General features: G+C 42.5%; 16 protein-coding genes. 10 read left to right on the top strand and 6 right to left on the bottom strand.

Annotated elements, in window-relative coordinates; translation table 11 throughout:
• Positions 1-197 precede the first annotated feature (197 nt).
• A complete protein-coding gene (locus BP896_RS02860) occupies positions 198-1,616 on the bottom strand; it encodes an NAD(P)/FAD-dependent oxidoreductase (protein WP_291765431.1) in 1,419 nt (472 codons plus the stop codon).
• Complete coding sequence (locus BP896_RS02855) at positions 1,613-2,623, bottom strand: adenylosuccinate synthetase (protein WP_291765430.1); 1,011 nt, start codon at positions 2,621-2,623, stop codon at positions 1,613-1,615. The genes BP896_RS02860 and BP896_RS02855 overlap by 4 nt, the downstream gene beginning before the upstream one ends.
• A 116-nt stretch (positions 2,624-2,739) precedes the next feature.
• Between BP896_RS02855 and purB the strand changes: the two genes are divergently transcribed.
• From purB to BP896_RS02835, 4 genes are all read left to right on the top strand, one after another.
• On the top strand, positions 2,740-4,152 hold the full coding sequence (purB, locus tag BP896_RS02850) for an adenylosuccinate lyase (RefSeq protein WP_291765428.1): 1,413 nt from the start codon (positions 2,740-2,742) through the stop codon (positions 4,150-4,152).
• Between the two features lie 77 nt (positions 4,153-4,229).
• The gene (locus tag BP896_RS02845) at positions 4,230-5,279 is read left to right on the top strand and encodes a formate--phosphoribosylaminoimidazolecarboxamide ligase family protein (protein ID WP_291765427.1); all 1,050 of its coding nucleotides are present in this window, start codon (positions 4,230-4,232) and stop codon (positions 5,277-5,279) included.
• 2 nt (positions 5,280-5,281) lie between these two features.
• Positions 5,282-6,292, top strand: a complete 1,011-nt coding sequence (locus BP896_RS02840; protein WP_291765433.1) for a formate--phosphoribosylaminoimidazolecarboxamide ligase — start codon at positions 5,282-5,284, stop codon at positions 6,290-6,292.
• A gap of 841 nt (positions 6,293-7,133) precedes the next feature.
• Positions 7,134-7,649 (top strand): gamma carbonic anhydrase family protein, encoded by a 516-nt coding sequence (locus BP896_RS02835; RefSeq protein WP_291765425.1) that lies wholly within the window; start codon positions 7,134-7,136, stop codon positions 7,647-7,649.
• A gap of 47 nt (positions 7,650-7,696) precedes the next feature.
• Here BP896_RS02835 and tgtA read toward each other — a convergent pair whose 3' ends face one another.
• Positions 7,697-9,268 carry a tRNA guanosine(15) transglycosylase TgtA gene (tgtA, locus tag BP896_RS02830; RefSeq protein WP_291765423.1) on the bottom strand — a complete coding sequence of 524 codons (1,572 nt, stop codon included), beginning with the start codon at positions 9,266-9,268 and terminating at the stop codon, positions 7,697-7,699.
• A complete protein-coding gene (locus tag BP896_RS02825) occupies positions 9,268-9,690 on the bottom strand; it encodes an Lsm family RNA-binding protein (RefSeq protein ID WP_291765422.1) in 423 nt (140 codons plus the stop codon). The genes tgtA and BP896_RS02825 overlap by 1 nt, the downstream gene beginning before the upstream one ends.
• A gap of 53 nt (positions 9,691-9,743) precedes the next feature.
• On the opposite strand from BP896_RS02825, the gene BP896_RS02820 reads away from it, so the two are divergent.
• Entirely contained in the window at positions 9,744-10,091 is a 348-nt protein-coding gene (locus BP896_RS02820; RefSeq protein WP_291765420.1) for a hypothetical protein, read from the top strand.
• A 10-nt stretch (positions 10,092-10,101) separates the two neighbouring features.
• Here BP896_RS02820 and thsB read toward each other — a convergent pair whose 3' ends face one another.
• Positions 10,102-11,778, bottom strand: coding sequence for a thermosome subunit beta (thsB, locus tag BP896_RS02815; protein WP_291765419.1), 1,677 nt, complete (start codon positions 11,776-11,778; stop codon positions 10,102-10,104).
• A 127-nt stretch (positions 11,779-11,905) separates the two neighbouring features.
• Between thsB and BP896_RS02810 the strand changes: the two genes are divergently transcribed.
• From BP896_RS02810 to BP896_RS02800, 3 genes are all read left to right on the top strand, one after another.
• Positions 11,906-12,373, top strand: coding sequence for an 8-oxo-dGTP diphosphatase (locus BP896_RS02810; protein WP_291765417.1), 468 nt, complete (start codon positions 11,906-11,908; stop codon positions 12,371-12,373).
• 171 nt (positions 12,374-12,544) lie between these two features.
• A complete protein-coding gene (locus tag BP896_RS02805; RefSeq protein ID WP_291765415.1) occupies positions 12,545-14,770 on the top strand; it encodes an FMN-binding glutamate synthase family protein in 2,226 nt (741 codons plus the stop codon).
• Positions 14,764-16,782 (top strand): glutamate synthase, encoded by a 2,019-nt coding sequence (locus BP896_RS02800; protein ID WP_291765413.1) that lies wholly within the window; start codon positions 14,764-14,766, stop codon positions 16,780-16,782. Before BP896_RS02805 ends, BP896_RS02800 begins: the two co-directional genes overlap by 7 nt.
• A gap of 2 nt (positions 16,783-16,784) precedes the next feature.
• Here BP896_RS02800 and BP896_RS02795 read toward each other — a convergent pair whose 3' ends face one another.
• Positions 16,785-17,150: a RidA family protein gene (locus tag BP896_RS02795; protein ID WP_291765411.1), complete on the bottom strand. Its 366-nt coding sequence runs from the start codon at positions 17,148-17,150 to the stop codon at positions 16,785-16,787.
• A 152-nt stretch (positions 17,151-17,302) separates the two neighbouring features.
• Here BP896_RS02795 and BP896_RS02790 point away from each other — a divergent pair, with 152 nt between their 5' ends.
• On the top strand, positions 17,303-18,016 hold the full coding sequence (locus tag BP896_RS02790) for a helix-turn-helix domain-containing protein (protein ID WP_291765410.1): 714 nt from the start codon (positions 17,303-17,305) through the stop codon (positions 18,014-18,016).
• A gap of 92 nt (positions 18,017-18,108) precedes the next feature.
• Positions 18,109-20,015, top strand: a 1,907-nt coding sequence (locus tag BP896_RS02785; protein ID WP_291765408.1) for an ABC transporter substrate-binding protein, incomplete at its 3' end; no start/stop codon positions are given.

Raw genomic sequence — 20,015 nt, 5'->3', positions numbered from 1 at the left:
CCCTAACAAACAAACCCCTACCGCCCTCCATACAAACCACTGAGTAAACCAGTTTAAATAATTTTCCTTTATTTTAAAATAATATTAGATTAATTAATTAAATGATAATAATAAGCATATAATCAATTACTTAAATGGTAAGCATGTTAATTGAAATAAATCTTAATGGTAATAATAGGGGTGGCTATGATTTTACATTACTTTAATTTATTAAATAATTCATTTTTAACATCCTTACCAAGCTTAGTTAATATGCCCCAAGCAGCAATTACACCCGTAGCTGCTGCAACGTTAATTCCCCTTGATAAGCCCGCTCCATCACCAGCTGCAAAAATGCCATCAACTGTGGTTTCCATTAGCCTATTCACAACAGCCCTCATGCTGTAGTACTTTATTTCAGGTGCGTAGAGTAGCGTGTACTTTGATGCTAGGCCGGGCACTACGTTATCAACCTTATGCAGGAATTCCAGGAGGTTATCAATAATCCTGTGGGGTAACGCCATCCCTATATCCCCCGGTGTCGTGAATTTAAGAGTTGGCTCCACTATACTCCTCCTAATCCTATCCCACGTTGATCTCCTTCCATCCTCTAAATCACCTAGCCTCTGAATTATAGGCTTCCCCCCACCTAGCTTAGTGGCTAATTTGGCTATGGATTTACCATACTCAATAGTATCCTCCATTGGGTCCGTTAACCTTATTGATGTTAATAATGCGAAGTTAGTGTTACTACTCTTTCTATCTAAGTAGGTTTCACCATTAACCCCAATGGTCTTATCATCGTAATTCTCCATTACCACGAAGCCGCCTGGATTAACGCAGAATGTCCTAACTTTATCATCATGAGACTTAGTGTACATTATTACCTTAGGGTCCATGTATAGTTCAGTTAATGGGTCCATAACATACTTAGGCACTTCAACCCTAACTCCCACGTCCAGCGGATTTGGGTTAAGCTCAATACCAATCCTCCTAGCCTCATCCCTAAACCACTCTGCACCAGCCCTACCTGGTGCAATAAGTACTGTCCTAGCCTCTAATTCACCCCTCTTAGTCTTAAGCTTAAATAGGCCATCACTACGTATAATATGCTCAACAGAGGTGCCCACTATGATGTTAACGCCAGCCTCCTTAAGGTATGATGTGAAGTTTTCAATAACCCTAATTGATCCATCAGTCCCAATGTGCCTTTGCCTAATGGGCACTAATTGAGCCCCAACCTTAGCTAAGGATCTTTGATAATCCTCAAAGAGTGAGCCACTTGGTTCAAAAACCCTATCCTGCGGCGCACCAAACTTAATGAAGACATCATCAATGTAGTTTATAATACTCATTGAGGTGCTCCAGCTACCCACTAGCTCATGTAGGTCACCACCTATGTCTGGCCTTAGGTTTATTATGCCACTACTAAATAATCCCGCACCCCCTATGCCATGGGTTATGTGGCATGGAACGCAGACGCACTTCCCAACCTTTGCCAGTGGGCAATGCCTTTGCCTAGCCATATAACCCTTATCCACTAATGCAATGCTTAACCCATCTGCATTCCTAGTAAGCTCATATGCAGCAAATAAGCCAGCCGGCCCAGCCCCAATTATGGCTACATCGTAAATCACGGTGATCCACCCCTTAAATCAACCATATCGAAAGCATCCTCTCCTGTTCCAATTAACGTAACTGGAACACCCAACTCCTCACTAATATTATTCACCCACCTCCTAGCCTCAATAGGTAATTCCTCCCACCTCCTCCTTCCTTTAGCCTCCGGGAATAATGCATCAAGCTTCGTTATGGCTATTTGAGTGGGCTTATTCAGCATTACAGCCCTCTTGGCTAAATCCATGTTGAATGGCGCAACCCTCCTTAATCTACCAGTCACAGTCCCCCTCTCAACCCAACCCCTGGCCTCCGCATCCTCAGGCTTTAATTCACCAGGTAATTCCCCTGCCCCAACCCTACTTACGAATGCCTTAAAGACCAGTACAATATCATTCACACTCCTTGGGCTAACACCAACTTCACTTAACACACCTGATGCCGCGGTATCCCTACTTGTGACGTATGGGTACGTGCCATGGTATAGGCTTAGGAACGTACCTTGAGTACCCTCAATAATTACAAGCCTACCCCTTTCTAGCGATTCATTAACCTCCCTGGGCACGTCAATCAACATGCCCTTTAATTCCTCAAAGTCCCTAGCCAACTTAAGCCTCCTAAGCACCCTATCCACCATAGCGGCACCAACTCCTTGACCTGTTGAACCAATAGTCTTCATGAGGTACTCATCCTTCCTTTCCGCCTCAACATGCTTATCCTCAATAATACCTGAGGAGTAGTCGACCCAAACCCTCCCCCTACTGCCTGTTTCCTCAATTTCCCTCATGAGGACGCTAATGCTGAATAATGCCCCTGGGGCTATCATTAACCTAGCCTCCTCATTGGGGAAGCATGAGGGTATTATCCTAACCTTCCATGTACGACCCCTTAAATTCACCGTGTGGCCTGCGTTTATTGAACCTGTTCTAACGCATATATCGGGTTTATCAACAAGGCTGAGGTATGAGACTACTTTACCCTTACCCTCGTCACCGAAGAAACCACCTACAACTACTGTAAGAGGCACTTTTTAATTAAATAATTCAGATTATTTTTAAATTTTTCGTTTAATAATCAACATATTATTACATTAATTAATTAAATGATGGGGAGGGTTTATTAACCCCAATTAGATCAACTGAAGTGGATTTACTAAGCCCCCTTGATGCCAGGTATAGAAATGAATTAAAGGGTTACCATGAGGTGGCCTCGGAGGAGGCCTTCATAACATACCGCGCTAAGGTTGAGTTACTTTACCTTGAATTCCTCATAGATAAGTTATCAAGTATAGGCTTAGTGAAGCCGATTAATGATGAGGAGAGGTGGAGATTAAGGGGAGTTAGGTTAAGTGATGGTGATGTTAATGAGGTTAGGAGGCTTGAAGATGAGCTGGGGCATGATGTTAAGGCAATTGAATACGTATTGAGAGGTAAGTTAAAGGCAATTGGCCTCGAGCATTACGCTCACTTAATACACTTGGGCTTAACCTCAGAGGATGTTAATAATTTGGCAATGGGGATAATGCTCAAGAGAATGCTTTATGAATACTTAATACCAAGCCTAGTGGATTTAGGCAGGGTGCTGGTTGCCTTAATTAATAAGTATGCTGACACCCCCATGATTGCTAGAACGCATGGGCAACCAGCAACACCAACAACCTTCGGTAAGGAAATGGCTTATCACGCCTATAGGTTATGCTCATGGATAAGTAGTTTAATTAACCTTAAGATTAATGGTAAGGTGGCTGGGGCAAGTGGTTCAATGGCCAGCTTCACAATGATTGCTCAATTGGATTGGCCGAGGGAATTAATGAACTTCGTATCATCACTTAACCTCGAACCTACACCAGTATCAACGCAAATCCTACCCCCAGATAACTTAACTCATATCCTTGCCATGGTAAGCTTAACATCATATTCATTAATTAACCTGGCTCAAGATGTATGGATGTATTCAATGCTTGGTTACATTAGGTTTAAGGGGAAGGCTATTGGATCATCAACAATGCCTCATAAGGTTAATCCAGTGGACCTTGAGAATGCTGAGGGTAATTTGAAGTTAGGGTCCTCAATACTCATGGAGGTTTCTAAAATCCTACAGTTAAGTAGGCTACAGAGGGATTTAAGTGACTCCACGATTAAGAGGAACCTTGGATTAGCCATAGGTTACGTGATACTTGGGTTAAGGAGGCTTAGGAAGTTTATGGAGGGTATTGAGGTTAATGAGGATGCTTTAATTAATGACTTAAATAATCATTGGGAGGTCTTAAGTGAGGCTGTTCAAGTTAGGTTAAGAGCACTTGGTCAGGCTGATGCCTATGAGAAATCCCTGAGGTTATTTAGGGTGCCGAGAATGAGCATGAATGATTACCTTAACGCAATTAAGGAATTAGGTGTTAATGATGAACTGCTTTTGAATTTAAGGCCAGGCAACTACGTGGGTTATGCTGGCGTTATTGCAAGGAATATTGCTGAATCATGCACTAAACTACTCAATAAGGCTGAGGAGGCTTGCATCAAGGAGCGTGAGGCAATGAGTATGCTTGGGTTTAGGTAAGTTCCGTTTAATTAATTGATTAAACATTACTGGCCCTTGCGAAATATTTAAAAGGCAAGTTGATTAATAATGATTACATGGTAACTATAGCCGTACTGGCAAGCCACTCAGCATTAGACGTATTGGATGGCGCTAAGGATGAGGGTTTTAACACAGTAGCGGTGGCTAAGAGGGGTAGGGATTTACCTTACCGTGAATTCCCAGTGGTGGATAAGTTAATCCTTGTTGATGACTTCAAGGATATGATTAATGAACATATAATTAATGAGTTAAGAAGCAGTGAGGCAGTCTTCGTACCTAACAGGTCCTTTGCAGTATACGTGGGTTACGATAATATTGAGGATAAGTTCCCAATACCAATCTTCGGCAATAGGAGGCTACTCAGGTGGGAGGAGAGGACTGGCCCGTATAATTACTATAAGCTACTTGACAGCGCCGGGATTAGGAGGCCGAGGACCTTTAATAGTATTGATGAGGTTGATAGGCCAGTTATGATTAAGCTCCCTGAGGCCGCTAGGAGGGTTGAGAGGGGATTCTTCATAGCTAGGGATAGGGATGATGCATTGAGGAAGGTTAAGGAATTAGCAGATAAGGGTATTATAAGGTTAAGTGACTTAGGGAACGCTTCAATAGAGGAATTAGTGATTGGCGCTCATTTCAATGCCAACTACTTCTACTCTAAGGTTAGGGAGAGGCTTGAATTACATAGTTTTGATAGGAGGATTCAATCAAATCTAGACGGCGTCTACAGGATACCGGCCCAGGATCAAATTGGGCTTAATATTGATGTTAGGTACATTGAGGTTGGCCATGAGCCAGCAACCATAAGGGAAAGCCTACTGGAGAAGATCTTTGAGATAGGCCATAGGTTCGTTAAGGCGGCTGAGGAAATGGTGCCTCCTGGGGTTATAGGGCCATTCACCCTTCAATTCATGGTTACCCCTGAATTGGACCTTGTGGTTTATGACGTTGCACCCAGGATAGGTGGTGGTACCAATGCGTATCTGGGTATTGGTGGGCAGTATAGTAAGTTGTATTTCGGTAAACCAATATCAATAGGTAGGAGGATAGCCATTGAGATTAAGGAGGCTATAGCCAATAATATGCTTGATAAGGTGACCACATGAATATTGAGGCAACCTTAAAGAACTACGATTTAAGTAAATTAAAAGTAGTAACAATAGCAAGCCACTCCTCACTCCAAATATTGAGGGGAGCTAAGAGGCTTGGGTTAGGTACCGTGGCTGTGGCTAAGCCTGGGTCAGGTTGGTTTTATAGGCGCTTCACCTTCATAGATAAGGTTATTGAAGTGGATTTAGGCAGTATGGAGCAGCTTGCAGGTGACTTAGTTAAGGATAATTCAATACTCATACCCCACGGTAGTTACGTGGAGTATGTTGGATGGAGGAGGGCATTGAATATGCCTATCCCAACCTTCGGTAATAGGTATATTATTGAGTGGGAGGCTGATCAGAGGAAGAAAATGAAGCTGCTTGAATACGCTGGGATACCCATACCTAAGTCATTTAATGATCCAACTCAAGTGGATAGGCCAGTTATAGTTAAGTTATCTGGCGCAAAGGGTGGTAGGGGTTACTTCATAGCTAAGGATGCTAATGAACTTGTAAGTAAGTTAAGCAGCATTAACGTGGGGGATGATTACATAATACAGGAGTACGTGATTGGCGTACCCGCCTACTACCATTACTTTGGCTCAAAGGTGTATGGCCGTGTTGAATTATTTGGAATGGATTTAAGATATGAGAGTAACGTTGATGGCAGGTCATTTAACCTAGCTGAACCAACCTTCGTGGTTGTTGGTAATATTCCGGTGGTTCTAAGGGAATCACTATTGCCCATTGTGCAGAAGTATGGTGAAGGCTTCTCAAGGGCAGTTGCCGAATTAGTACCACCAGGTATGATAGGGCCATATAGTTTAGAGTCAATAATTAGGGATGACTTATCAATAATTGTCTTCGAGTTCTCTGGGAGGATTGTTGCCGGCACAAACGTCTACATGGGTATAGGTAGCCCCTACTCAGTACTGTACTTCGATAAACCAATGGACATGGGTGAGAGGATAGCCCATGAAATAGTGAACTCGGTTAAAAGAGGTAAATTAATCGACATATTAACATAATCAGTAGCGGCATTCATCTTCATTAATCAGTGGGCTCTAGAATCATCACTCCTGAAGCCTCCTTAACTAACCTTAATTAAATTTCCCAACATAAGGCAATAGGGTTTAGGCGCCACCCAGTATCATTTCCTGAAACCAAGGGTAAATTAGCTTCACACCAGTTTAACCGAAATTTTACGTACTCGAAACCATTAAGCCAGCGTAGTAGTTAGCTTAAGTAAACTAACCAGAGTGAAGCAGTGGCGAGGTGAGGCCATGCTATTAATTATCCCACTATTGTATATGATTGAGCCAATGCTCTTCCACCCATGGTGCGGCATGGGATGGTAGGGGCCAGGACCATGGTCTGGAGAGAGTGGTGTGAGGCCCCCATCAATCATGTGGTTACTATGTATTCTCTTCATATTACTCTTCTAGTTATGATAGTGCTTATAGCCGTTTTGTTACTAAGAAGGGTAGCATCAATTAATAGTACTTGAGGTAATCAGCATCCCCTATAATTGATTCCATCACATTTTTAACCTAGAAGTATAAGTACTCCGCATTATTCTCAGTAATGTGAAGGGTAAGGCAAGTAGGGTTACTGGTAATATTAATGGGTAATACGGTATTGGGCCGCACATAATACCCATGCAGTGGTAATAACTCATGTAATGCACCATTGGTATCGTTAAGGCTAATAATACTGTAGCGGTGATTAGAATCAATATTCCAGTAATCATTAGAGCTCTATTTAATGTAGACATTTCGTTGCAGCTTAGCGTTACTTAAGCATAAAATCCTTACTAGGTATGAAGCAATGAGGGTAAATCTTATAATTAAACACACTTAAGAGGCCCCTATGCCCATCATTAGTTTTAATGGTAAGGTGCCTAGGATTGGTAGAGGTGTTTTCATAGCTAATACTGCGTATGTAATTGGAGATGTGGATGTTGGTGATGAGGTTAGCCTATGGCCTTATGCTGTTGTTAGGGGTGATGAGGATTCTATTTCAATAGGTAGGTTCAGTAACTTGCAGGACCACGTTGTGGTTCACACTGATAGGGGAATAAGGACCGTTATAGGTGAGGGTGTTACTATTGGGCATAGGGCAATAGTTCATGGAGCCAGAATCAATGATTATGTATTAGTGGGTATGGGGGCTATTCTGCTTAATAATGCTGAGGTGGGTGAGTACTCAATAATAGGTGCTGGTGCAGTGGTTACTGAGGGTACTAGGATACCACCTAGGAGCGTGGCTGTTGGTGTACCAGCAAGGGTCATTAGGAGCGTTACTGATGATGATGTGCGTAGGATAATTGATAATTATAAGGCTTACCTGGAGCTGGCTAAGCTATACAGTGGCAGTAACCTATAATTGATTTTAAGGTTATTGCCTTAAACTGAAGCGTGGCTTCATGAAGTTCACTTAGGTTTAGCATCACCTTCAGTGGCGTGCTTCATTAAGGCTAGTTTTATGTACTTCTCGTAGGCTCTAATATTTTTAAGTGAGTCGATGTAAATTATGATGCATTCACCGCTGCACTTAATGAACCTAACCATATCCCTATACTTATCCTCCACTAGTATTATTGAATCCCTTAACGTATACTTAATGGGCCTTGGTTTAACATTTACCCGAACCGTTTGGGAGAAGGGGTATACATCGCTTAATTCAATGGGGATTAAGCCGTAAACCTCATTATAAGTGAAGGCCCTCACACCAATCCTAATAACCTCATTTGCGACCTGAGTCCTTATGAAGGGCTCCTCATAATCACCAATTATTATGAGGGCATTAGTTAAATCACCCATACCTTTAATCAACCTCCTTAACCTACGCCTAGCCCACTGAACCTCAGGCCTAGTTAAGTCACTGTTATCTAGGATGCTTAACTGAGTAGCATTGACCTTAAGTCCACTGGCTAATTTAATGACTAGCCTACGGAATAGTGGGCTTTCCTTTAATGTTAAGTAAGCCCTGTAAACTGATGGGTGCTGCCTAGCCTTCTGGGCCACGTAACCCCAGATGTCATGTTCCCTAATCCTCTGTTTAATCTCCATTACCTCCCTTGACAGCGACCATAGGTTATGCTGCGCAATGAACCTAACCCTCTCCTCCTTACTCATCTCCATTAACTCCCCCACCCTCTTACCGCAACCATCAAGGACGTAATCCTTATCTAATTCACTTAACCTAACAGTCCTACTGCTTAAGATTATTCTATCATCATTAGCGTAAAGCATGTATGAGGCTGAGTCAAATAAATCAATACCCAAGGCCACTGCCAGGGGTAGTATTAATGGGTGGCCGACGCCAAACAGGTGTATTGGTTTGCCGAATGGTACTATTGACTTAACCGTAAGTATAATTTTAATTATGCTTGTGAAGTTATAGGCTTGAAGAAGGGTGGTTGGGCTGCCTATTGCATATATGTCGAAGGGTAATCCTGAGATAGCTTTAGCTGAGTAGGCTAGTAAATCCCTATAAACACCCCCCTGGGTTGGTCCAACTATAAGCATCCTATGTTCAGGATCCAGCTCCTTAAGTTGAAGCATAGCCCTCCTAGCCCTCCTAATGGTTTCATTAACCTCAACCTCCACAAGCTCCCTTGGCCTTGGGTAACTGGTTGGTATATCAAGTATGACGCCTATGTCACTGCCTATTTCAACCTGGTACCTTAAGGCATCATCAGGGCTTACCTCAATGTTGCCGTATTGGAGTATTTGATACGCCCCTGAATCAGTCATCAATGGGCCATCCCAACCCAAGAGTTCATGAAGCCCAACCTCCTTAGCAGTATCGCCATAAGCCCCCCTTATAATGTAGGCGTTGGTTATTATTTGGTTAAACCCAAGTTCCTTAATCTTACCTAAATCAACATACTGCCTACTTGGGTTTATTACTGGGAATAATGCAGGGGTTTCTATTACACCATGCCTAGTGCGTAGTTTCCCAATCCTAGCTATCTCATCCTTCTCTATTACCTCAAACATTACCTCTTCCTCGACTGAACGTATTCATCATATATTTCCTTAACCCTCCTAGCCACCAGCCCAGTTCCCTTAACACCCTCTTCGGTAACAGTGACGTTTTCACTCACTATTATGGTATTAGTCTCCTCAATGTACTTAACCATTCCTGGGAAGTACTTTTCAAGTATCTTAGCTAATTCCCTTAAATCAATGTACTCCTCCACTAGGGCAATATCCCTAATTGCCTCGGATTTAATTAAAACCTTCGGGAACCTTTCATTCTTATCATTAGTAACATCAACCAAGACAATGTTTAATCCCTGATCTATACCGACTAATTGCCCCCTATAGAATGAACCACCCATGAGATTAACTAGGACCTTCCTACCCAACATACCCATTACCTCCGCATTGAATCGCCTTGCTCCTTCACCAAAGGCCATACCAGTGGACTTATGCAGTGGCCTTTTTAAACTCTAATAGTATAAACCCACCTATGTACGAGTATAGGGGTACGTATAAGGTTACGGGGATTGAGTATGAGCCTAATAACGTGGTTAAGCTTAAGCTTGAGGGTGAGGGGGCGTTAATTACTATTGAGTTGCCAGCCATTATTAATAAGTTTAAGCAAGGCGACTCAATGCTTGTTTCACTTTCCAGTAGTAAGGATGAGAATTACAAGGGGAATTGGGACGTATACATGTGGGGTATGGTGTATTACCTGGGGGATAACCTCATGAGAATATCAATAGGCGGCTTCATACTCCACATGGAGGGTAATATAAGTAGTAGGCCAAATTTAGGTGATAAAATTTACATTGGTTTAAAACTATTAACCAGTTGATTTATTTTAATTACTCAAGGCCTCCCCCTGTTGAACCAGCTCCCTCCTCCCCCTCCTTCTTACCCTTCTCGCCACCACTCTCAATCTTACTTGCAGCTATTATCTCATCAATCCTAAGGATCATTGATGTAGCCTCCACTGCAGCCTTATAGGCCTGGGTCTTAACAACCAGTGGTTCAACAATATTCATTGCCACCATGTCAGCTACCTTACCACTGAAGGCGTCAATACCGTACTTCCACCCATCCTCCCTACTCTCATGCATATGCCTAAGCTCAGTGAGTATGTCCACTGCATCAAGGCCGGCGTTCTCCGCAAGGGTCTTAGGCACTGCCTCTAATGCATTGGCGAAGGCTTCAATTGCGTACTGCTCCCTACCACTAACCTTAGCCGCCAATTGCCTAACAGCCTTAGCTGCCTCAATCTCCGGTGCACCACCACCTGGTACTATGAATGGGTTCTCTATCACATCTGATACTACGCTTAAGGCATCTGTTAGATTCCTCTCAGCCTCATCAACCAGCCTCTCAAACCCACCCCTAATGAGGATGCTTACTGCCTTCGGGTTCTTGCATTGTTCAACGAAGACCATCTTCTCATCTCCAACCCTCCTCTCCTCAACTAATCCGGCGAAGCCTAGGTCATTCTCGGTTAAGTCATCTATATTGGTTACTAGCCTACCTCCAGTTGCCCTAACAAGCTTCTCAATGTCACTCCTCTTAACCCTCCTAACAGCCATAATACCAGCCTTAGCTAAGTAGTATTGGGCTATGTCATCAATACCCTTAGTTGTGAAGATTACATTGGCGCCTATTGACTTAAGCTTATCAACATAACCCCTCAGTATATTCTCCTCCTCATCTAGGAATGCCTTAATCTGAGTTGGGTCCTGGATCCTAATCTCAGCATCAATTTCAGGCTTCTCAACCTCAAGTGGGGCGTCAAGTAGGGCTATCTTGGCGTTAGTAATCTTCTTGGGCATTGCGGCGTGGACAACCTCCTTATCAATAACCACACCCTGAATAAGCTGAGTATCAAGTAAGCTGCCGCCATGCTTCTTGACTAATTGGACATTATCTAAGTCAGCAATCCACTTATCACCCCTCTGCTCCTTAATCATTGAAACTGCCTTGGCCGCCAACTCAGCGAATTGATCCTTAACCGTTTCACTAATCTTACCATGCATTGATGTTGCAGCCACCTTCTTAAGAACATCAATATTATCCCTATCCACTGGAGTAGCTATCTTGGTTAAGTACTGAATTGCGGCGTCAAGGCCCTTCTTGAAGCCTGATATTATGACTGTTGGGTGAATGTTCTTCTCAATTAACTTCTCCGCCTCATCAAGTAGCGCCCCAGCCAACACCACTGCGGTTGTTGTGCCGTCACCAACCTCATCGTCCTGCGTCTTAGCTATCTCAACCAGTAACTTACCTATTGGGTGTTGTACATCCATTTCATTAAGTATTGTTGCGCCATCATTGGTTATAGTTATGTCACCGAGGCTATCAATAAGCATCTTATCCATACCCTTAGGCCCCAGTGTGGTCCTCATTACCTCTGATACCGCCTTGGCAACCATTATGTTTATCCTAAGCGCCTCCTTACCAAAGGCCCTCTGCGTCCCCTCCTTAAGCACCAGTACAGGGACTCCACCTATCTGAGCAATGTAGGCCTGCTGACTCATACGTGCCCTTAAAACCGCTTCTATATAAACCTTTCCTAATGTAGCAGGAATGAGCACCCATGTTCAACCAGCCTAAGATCTAACCTACAGTGAGAATCCTTAATAATCTCAGGGTTATTAAGCATTTATGATATTTCTGGAAACATTACTATATATAGTTAAGAATGGTAAAGTACTGTTAATAAGGAAGAAGAGGGGATTAGGTGCCGGTTACTTTAACGGGGTTGGTGGTAAGGTTGAGGATAATGAGGATGTTTACAATGCAGTAATTAGGGAATGCATTGAGGAAATTGGCGTTAGGCCGATGGGATTAAAATGGATGGGGCTCTTAGAGTTCTGGAATTACGATAATAATAGTGTTGAATCCATTCACTTCGTTCACGTGTTCACAGCCGGTGATTATGATGGTGAACCTAAGGAAAGTGATGAAGCTGAGCCACTATGGTTTAACATTAATGAAATACCCTTTAACTCAATGTGGGAGGATGACTCACTCTGGCTACCCTTAATCCTAAGTGGGCGAAGGGTATACGGCAGGTTCATTTTTAATAAATGGAAGATGATGAATCATGAAGTTCACCTGATCTGCACCTAATGATTCATCAATAACTCAGTAGGCCATTAACATTAAGCATTCCACGCGTTGACTCCAATCAGCTAAACTAACTCTATATACTATGCTAAGTTTTATACTTGCACTATACAAAATGTAAGGAGAATTAACCCTATGGGTAATGCTTAAATATACCCTATTAGCTAGCATACTGTGCACTACGTAGAGCGCCTTGATAATGTAAGGATTATAAATAGTTTCCTTAAAATACTCAATAAAGATTATACAAGGGACTTCTGGAGTAGTAATGTTGTTAGTGAGATTAGGCAAATGGCTGTAACAGGAAGGCCTATTAGGATATTTAGGAGGGGAGCTAGGATTTATAGGATTCTTGATAGGTTAAGTTTCGGTAAAGATGAAGTGGTGCTCAAGGGGGATGAAACATATAATTCAGACTTAACAAGTTACATTAGTGATATTGAGTTAGCGGCACCAATATATATTGGCGATATGTCCTTTGGTTCACTCTCAGGGGTTCCTAATGTTGTTGTGGCTGAGGCTGCTGATGAACTTAACCTAGTGGCTGGAACAGGGGAGGGGGGTCTTCATCCTGACGTTGCTAAGCATAGGAGGATCTTTGTCCAATGGGCCTCAGCCAGGTTTGGGGTTGACATAGATGTATTAATGAGGGGCTTAGGTATAGTAATTAAGATTGGGCAAGGTGCTAAACCTGGTATAGGTGGGCACCTGCCTGGTAGTAAGGTAACTGGACCCATTTCAATGGTTAGGAGGATACCCATTGGTGTTGATGCCCTATCCCCAGCCCCTCACCATGATATATACTCAATAGAGGACCTTAAACAGAGGATTGATGCTCTCAAGGAGGCTACAGGTAAACCGGTATTAGTTAAGATAGCTGCCACTAATTACGCCCCCTACATTGCAGTTGGGATAGCTAGAATGGGGGCTGATGGGGTAATAATTGATGGCCACGGCGCTGGAACTGGAGCCGCACCGCATGTTGTTAAGGATAATGTGGGCATACCCATAGAGTTAGCTGTAGCCTCAGTGGATAAGATGCTTAGGAGGGAGGGGCTAAGGGATGGGTTTACTGTAGTAGCATCAGGTAGAGTGTCATCAGCAGACGATGCAGCTAAGATTATGGCCTTAGGCGCTGATGTAGTTGCCTTAGGTACATCGATTTTAAACTCGATGGGGTGCATTATGGCTAGAACATGCCACACGGGCAATTGCCCAGCAGGCATAACCAGCAGGTTAGCTGACGGCTCAGTGCTGGTTGACCATGATTTAGCCAAGAGGGCGGTAATCAATTACCTTAAGGCATTCCAAGCAGAATTGGGGCTAATTCTTGATAATTTAGGCTTAAGGAGTGTAAGGGAACTCGTTGGAAGGAGGGACCTACTTAGGGGATACTGCATTAATAATGAGTTAACTAAAATACTTGATGTTGAAGGGGACTGCCCCAGTGAATTACCATTGAAGAACAGCGGCTCAGTATGGACCCCCGACTACTCAATATATGCAAGCCAATTAGCCAAGAAGGGCGACGTAGTGATAAGTAGTATGGGTAGTACAGGGCCCCCTGAGGTTGAGCCGCCTAAGAGGCTTATTGATTGGCTTAGGTTAGATGGGGCCCAGGTTACAAAGCCATCAATAGACCCCTATAGGGAGGATATAGATATGTCGGTTTACTTAGCTGGAGGGAGGCTGCAAATGTCGGCGCCATTAATAATTAGGCCACTTACCGGTTGGGGCCTTGAACAAATTGAGAAGGCTAAGTTCGTGGCTCACCTAATGGACTTAGCCATAGACTTATATGGGTTTGATAACCCATCAAGTAGGCATTCCTCAAGAATCATGTGGAATAAGTGGACTAGTGGAATTGGGGCAATAGTACTTAGTTTAAGTGACTTACACGGCATGAAGGCAGTATATGAGTATGATTCACCAATATACATTAGATTACCCCCATTACTAAATCCAATTAAGCCCATTGAACCCTACTTAAACCAAGTCTCAGGTATAATAATAGATGATGCATTAAGCGGTGAGGTTGACTTGGAGGTTTCAGTGGTTAATGCTGATCTTGAACTTAGGAGGAGGGGAATTAGGTATGGTATGGATGTGATAGCCCACATGACATCCCTTAGAAGTTCAGGGGATGCCGTTAAGCTAGCTGCATTAGGTGCCGATGCTGTGGAGGTAAGTTCAATAATAGGTAAGGCAGTTACCATAGATGGCTTTGAGGATAAGTTAATAAATATTATTAATGGTTTAAGGAGGGAAATGGCTCAGCTCCTTGGGGCGGCAGGCGTATACACCTATTACTCAACAATTGTTGGTAATAGGGAGTTGCTGAGGGCCCTTGATCCAAGGGTTAAGGAACTACTTAAGGTTAAGGTGGCTGGGGAATGGTAATAGTGAACTATTACCCATCATCATGCGGGATACTAGGCATTATTAGGGCAAGCAATGCCCCAGGCATAAGGGGTAGTGATGTCGTTGAGGCAATAAGTGCAGTCAAGTATAGAGGGGCTGGGCTTGGGGCTGGTTACGCTGCAATGAGGATTAATGGCCACAATAAGTATAAGGTTGGGTTATTCGCCGTTAATGAATACTATGGCGATATTGAAAATTTAATCACCGAACACTTAGATAACGGTGGAGTTAAGGTAGTTAATGTTAAAGTGAGGGGTAGGGTTGGTAAAGTGATTGATATTGAATATGAGTTGGAGGGCGTGGATGGTAATATTGATGATTTAATGCATGGTATCAATAATAGGTTATGGGAACTGGGAGGAATAGGTAGGATTTACTACTGGGGGAAGCATTTAACCGTCTTCAAGGGTATTGGGCATCCTGATGAAGTGGCTAAAGTATATGGTGTTAATGATTATGAGGCTGACGCATGGATAGCGCATACAAGATTCCCAACTAACTCACCAGGCCACTTACCTTATTGGTCACATCCATTCGCCTTAAACGATACTGCAGTAGTTCATAATGGTGAATTAAGCTCCTATGGTGTAAACGCAGTGCACCTAGGGGTCACAATGGGGGTTAAGGGGCTTGTTGGCACTGATAGTGAGGTAGTGGCCTATATGTTCAATTACCTAGTTAAGGTAATTGGACTGGATGTTGAAACTGCAGTGAAGGTTCTGGTTAACCCATCTCTAAGGGGAGTCACTGACCCGTGGTTAATAAGGCTACTTAACGAATATAGATGGGCTAGGCTTGATGGGCCCTTCACAATAATAATGATGGTGCACCACATGAATGACATTTACCTAATAGCCCTTGCAGATAGGTTTAAGTTAAGGCCTGTGGTGGTTGGTTACGATGGCCAGTATTACTATGCCGCCAGTGAGGAGGCTGAAATTAGGGCAGTCTCACCAAATGCAAGGGTCTGGACCCTCTCGCCTGGTGGTTACTTAATAGTATCCCTTAAGAGGGGGGTAATATCCTGGGGTAGGCCTAAGGAGCAGTTGGATGTTTTCTTCCCAATTAGGTCATTTCCAAGGCCAAGGCAAATAAGTGGGGATGTGGTTAATGCTGAGGGTTTAGGGTATAGGGAGGTTAATGAGGAGATACTTAAGAGGATTATGAATGGAAGTAGGCTCGTTAAGGTAATTAACGTTAATGGCCAAAGATTCATAGGCGTTAACTTACCTAGGTATAGGCTTAAGGGTGTTAGGGTCGAGATATATGGTACACCGGGCAATGCATTAGCTAACTTAAATAATGGTATTGAATTCGTGGTCTATGGTAATGCTCAAGATGATGTAGCTGACACAATGCATGATGGTAAGGTTATTATTCATGGTGATGCTAGGGACGTTCTTGGGCAAACCTTCCAGGGTGGTAAAATATTCGTTAGAGGTAATGCTGGTAATAGGGTTGGTGTACAGATGAGGGAGTACTCCAGTAAGAGGCCATACTTAATCATTGGTGGTAGGGTGGATGATTACCTGGGTGAATACATGGCTGGTGGAGTCATAATGATTCTAGGCATTAACGCCTATAAGGCTGGTAGGGAGCTTGAATTAACAGGTAACTACGTGGGAAGCGGCATGGTTGGCGGTAGGATATATGTTAGGGGTAAGGTTGATTACAGTAAGGTCGGCTTAGCACCATCAAAGCATGAAATTAAAGTATTAGCTGAAGCCCTAAGGGAGGAGGGTTATCCTGAGGACACATTTAATGAGTGGTTAAGCAGGGTCCTGCAGGTTAGTCATGTACCAAGGCCAATGGCTGATTACAGGGAATTAACTGAAGATGAGGTGAGGGAATTAAAGCCTATACTCCTGGATTATGCTAGGGAACTTAACATTGATGAAGCCCTCATTGATGACTTAATCGGTGAAAGATATACCATTATTAAGCCAGGTATTAAGGGTATTTTAACGCAAGACTATAAGGGATTTGAGTAAACCTAACTCTTAACAACAGCCACCACGTCTATTTCAATCAATGCCCTGGGATCAATCATACTAGTAACAACAGTGGTTCTAGCTGGCTTACTTGTGAAGTACTCACTGAATAACTTATTCATGGTATCAAAGTACTTAGCGTCAGCTAAGTAAACAGTGACCTTAATAACATTATCAAGTGATGAACCTGCTTCAGTGAGTATTTTACTAATCTTCCCTACAGCATTCCTGAACTGATCCTCAAAGGATAAATCCCTACCTGGAACAGTACCCAGCTGCCCCGATACAAAGACTAACCCATTAGCAATTACTGCATGTGAGTATGGGCCAGCCTTAGGTAACCCCTCCACATTAATGCCCCTAATCATTAAGGGCACTAAGTAACACCTAGTTTTTAAGCTATCACGCTGTGAAGCCAAGCATAGGGGGACTAGGGATAAGGGGAATAAGCCGAGTAATCTGAAGCAAGTGGATCTAAACTTTAAAGGTGATTAAGTTGAATTATTGGTGGTGATTTTAGGTGATTCCGGAAAGCTTAAGTAAAATTAGTGAACCAGCCTTAGTATCATTTAGGTTTAGGCATAGGGGTGATTGGACATTATGGACTAGGATGATTAATGCACACTTCATAAGTACTGCCTGGTACCCAATAATTGATTATGCTAACATTGAGGTAATTAATGTTAAGTGGGTGGATAAGGGAACTAACATACATGAATACTTTACCAAGCTCAGTAAGAGAGGCTTAATTTACGATGTTGATTTAGTGAAGAAGATTACTGATAATATATACTTAGTGGGGTTCATGGGCCCATACCGAAACACTGTTAGGGAAAGGCTAGTATCGAACAGTATACCATACTTTAAATCATCAATACGCAATGGCTTTCAAGATTGGCTAATACTAGCACCATCAGGCAAGGTGAATGATTTTAAGGAATCATTAAAAAGTATAGGTAAGTTAATGAACTTTAAAATCCAACCCATTGTAAGTATAAGGGATATTATACAGGTAATAAACAAGAATAATATAATTGATTACATTAAACTAGCATTAACTAATAATGAGTTTAAGACTTTGAGAAGTGCTTGGGAACTTAGATACTTTAACCTAAATAATAGGGCAACACTAAGTGAAGTATCAATGGTACTTAATAAGGATAAGTCAACCGTGGATAGGCAAATTAAGGAATCTATACGTAAGATAATTTACTACATAATGAGTATTATGTAGCTAAATGCAATAAATTGCAAATAATGCTTAATAATTATTACATGCTAAGTTACGAGGGGTAATATATGGAGCACATGGGTAAATTAACCATAATGATATCGTTAATAGCATTAATCATCACCACGGTTATTGCATTACCTCAACAAACTCAGAAACCTCAAATAATATGGGCTGACTATGGTTCTTTAGTGTTAACCGGCCCTATTTATAACCCATTTTATCCAAATACACTTGCAGCAGATTCAGTAACAAGTATAATGACATATGCGCCATTAGCCTTATATAATCCATTCAATAATCAATTCTATCCTGTTCTTGCTAGGAATTGGAGTATTCAAGTTCTTCCTAATGGTTCAGGTATTTTGACTGTTTACCTTAGGCATGATTTATACTGGTTTAATGGTTCAGCAGCAATGCCATTCACTGCATGGGATGTCTACGCCTACTTCTACATTGAGGATAAGGCATTCCAATCATATGCACCATTCATGCTGCCTCAATACGCTGATGAATCCATAAGAGTAATTAATAATTATACAATTCAATTCTTATTCCAAACCTGGTCACCAATAGAGTGGATATTATTCATTACTGCTAGCATACCTACTCCATGGCAAGTCTGGAAGCCCGTGGTTAACGTGCTTAGGGGAATGAATTCCTCACAAGCATTAATATACTCAACAAATATAAGTAGGATTAACGTACCATACTGGGGAATATTCCCCTACAGTTTATCCTACATTAGTACATCAAGTCTTAAAATAACCCTAGAACCCATGTATTATAATAATATTCCATTACTGGCTAGGTGGGAGGAAATATTCCCATTAGCCTCCTGGAATTACTATAATCCAACCTTTGAGGAGTACTTCACCGGCAGCCAATACATTGCATCATTAGTTGCCCATAAGGCAACTTGGGCGGGTGGTTCTGCATCAATTAAGCAAGTGGCGTTACTTAACAGTAGTGGGTTCAGTGCCTATTTTGCACCAGACTTATCAGGGTGGGGCATTACATTTAACCCACATGTATACCCATTTAACATTGTTAAGTTAAGGCAGGCATTATGCATGGTATTTAACAGGAGCGCTGTTGTTGCGGCTTGGGGATTAAATTACCCTAATTACTATCCACAACCAATTGCACCTGAAACAATCGATATATATCCATCAAGTGTTAGGCAATATCTATTACCATGTGCATACAATACCACTGAAGCTACCCAAATGCTTCAAGGTTTAGGATTCAAAGAAATTAATGGATTCTGGTATCTGCCTAATGGTACTGAATTATCGATTGAGGTTCTTGCACCAAGCGGTTGGATTGACTGGGATACAATGGCCTCAGAGGCGATTACTCAAATGCAGGCCTTTGGTTTAGACGCCAAGTTAATAGCACAAGATGCTGGAGCATATTGGGGAACAACAATACCTAGTGGCCAATATGTTGCAGCATTAACGTGGACTACAGCATTTACTCCATCTTATTATGCCGCTTGGGAGGCATTAAGTTGGCCATGGTGGGCCTTTGGTAACGCTATTTCAGCTAATGTTAAGGGTAGTGATACTTGGCCTTTCCAGTGGCCTAATGGAACATGCACACCAGTAACTGCGCCGGCTTCACTCAAGTTACCTAATAGCACTATTGTAGCATGTGTAAATTCAACACTCGGATACATTAACTTAACTAACTGGCAAAACTACTTCAATGCGGCGGTGCCAGGTAGCCAAGATTACAATACTGCGCTGGCTTTAATATTTGCATGGTATCATTACTTCGTACCAATAGTGCCTCTGGCGGCTAAGATTGACCCATTCACCTACCTCACGCCAATAGCTGACCCAGACTGGATGTATGATTGCTTACCTTATGAGGTACCATTACTGTTAGTTTCAGCAAACTGGTATACTTATGGTGCTGTAATACTGGAGATGTTCGGAGCAATAGCACCACGTGGTGTTGTACCTCCATTAGCTCAAGCTATTGCTAATGGTTCATT

The organism is Caldivirga sp. UBA161, assembly GCF_002506515.1.
Lineage (GTDB): Archaea > Thermoproteota > Thermoprotei > Thermoproteales > Thermocladiaceae > Caldivirga.
Note: the sequence above shows the minus strand (reverse complement) of the source record. Positions and strands in the feature narration are given on the sequence as shown.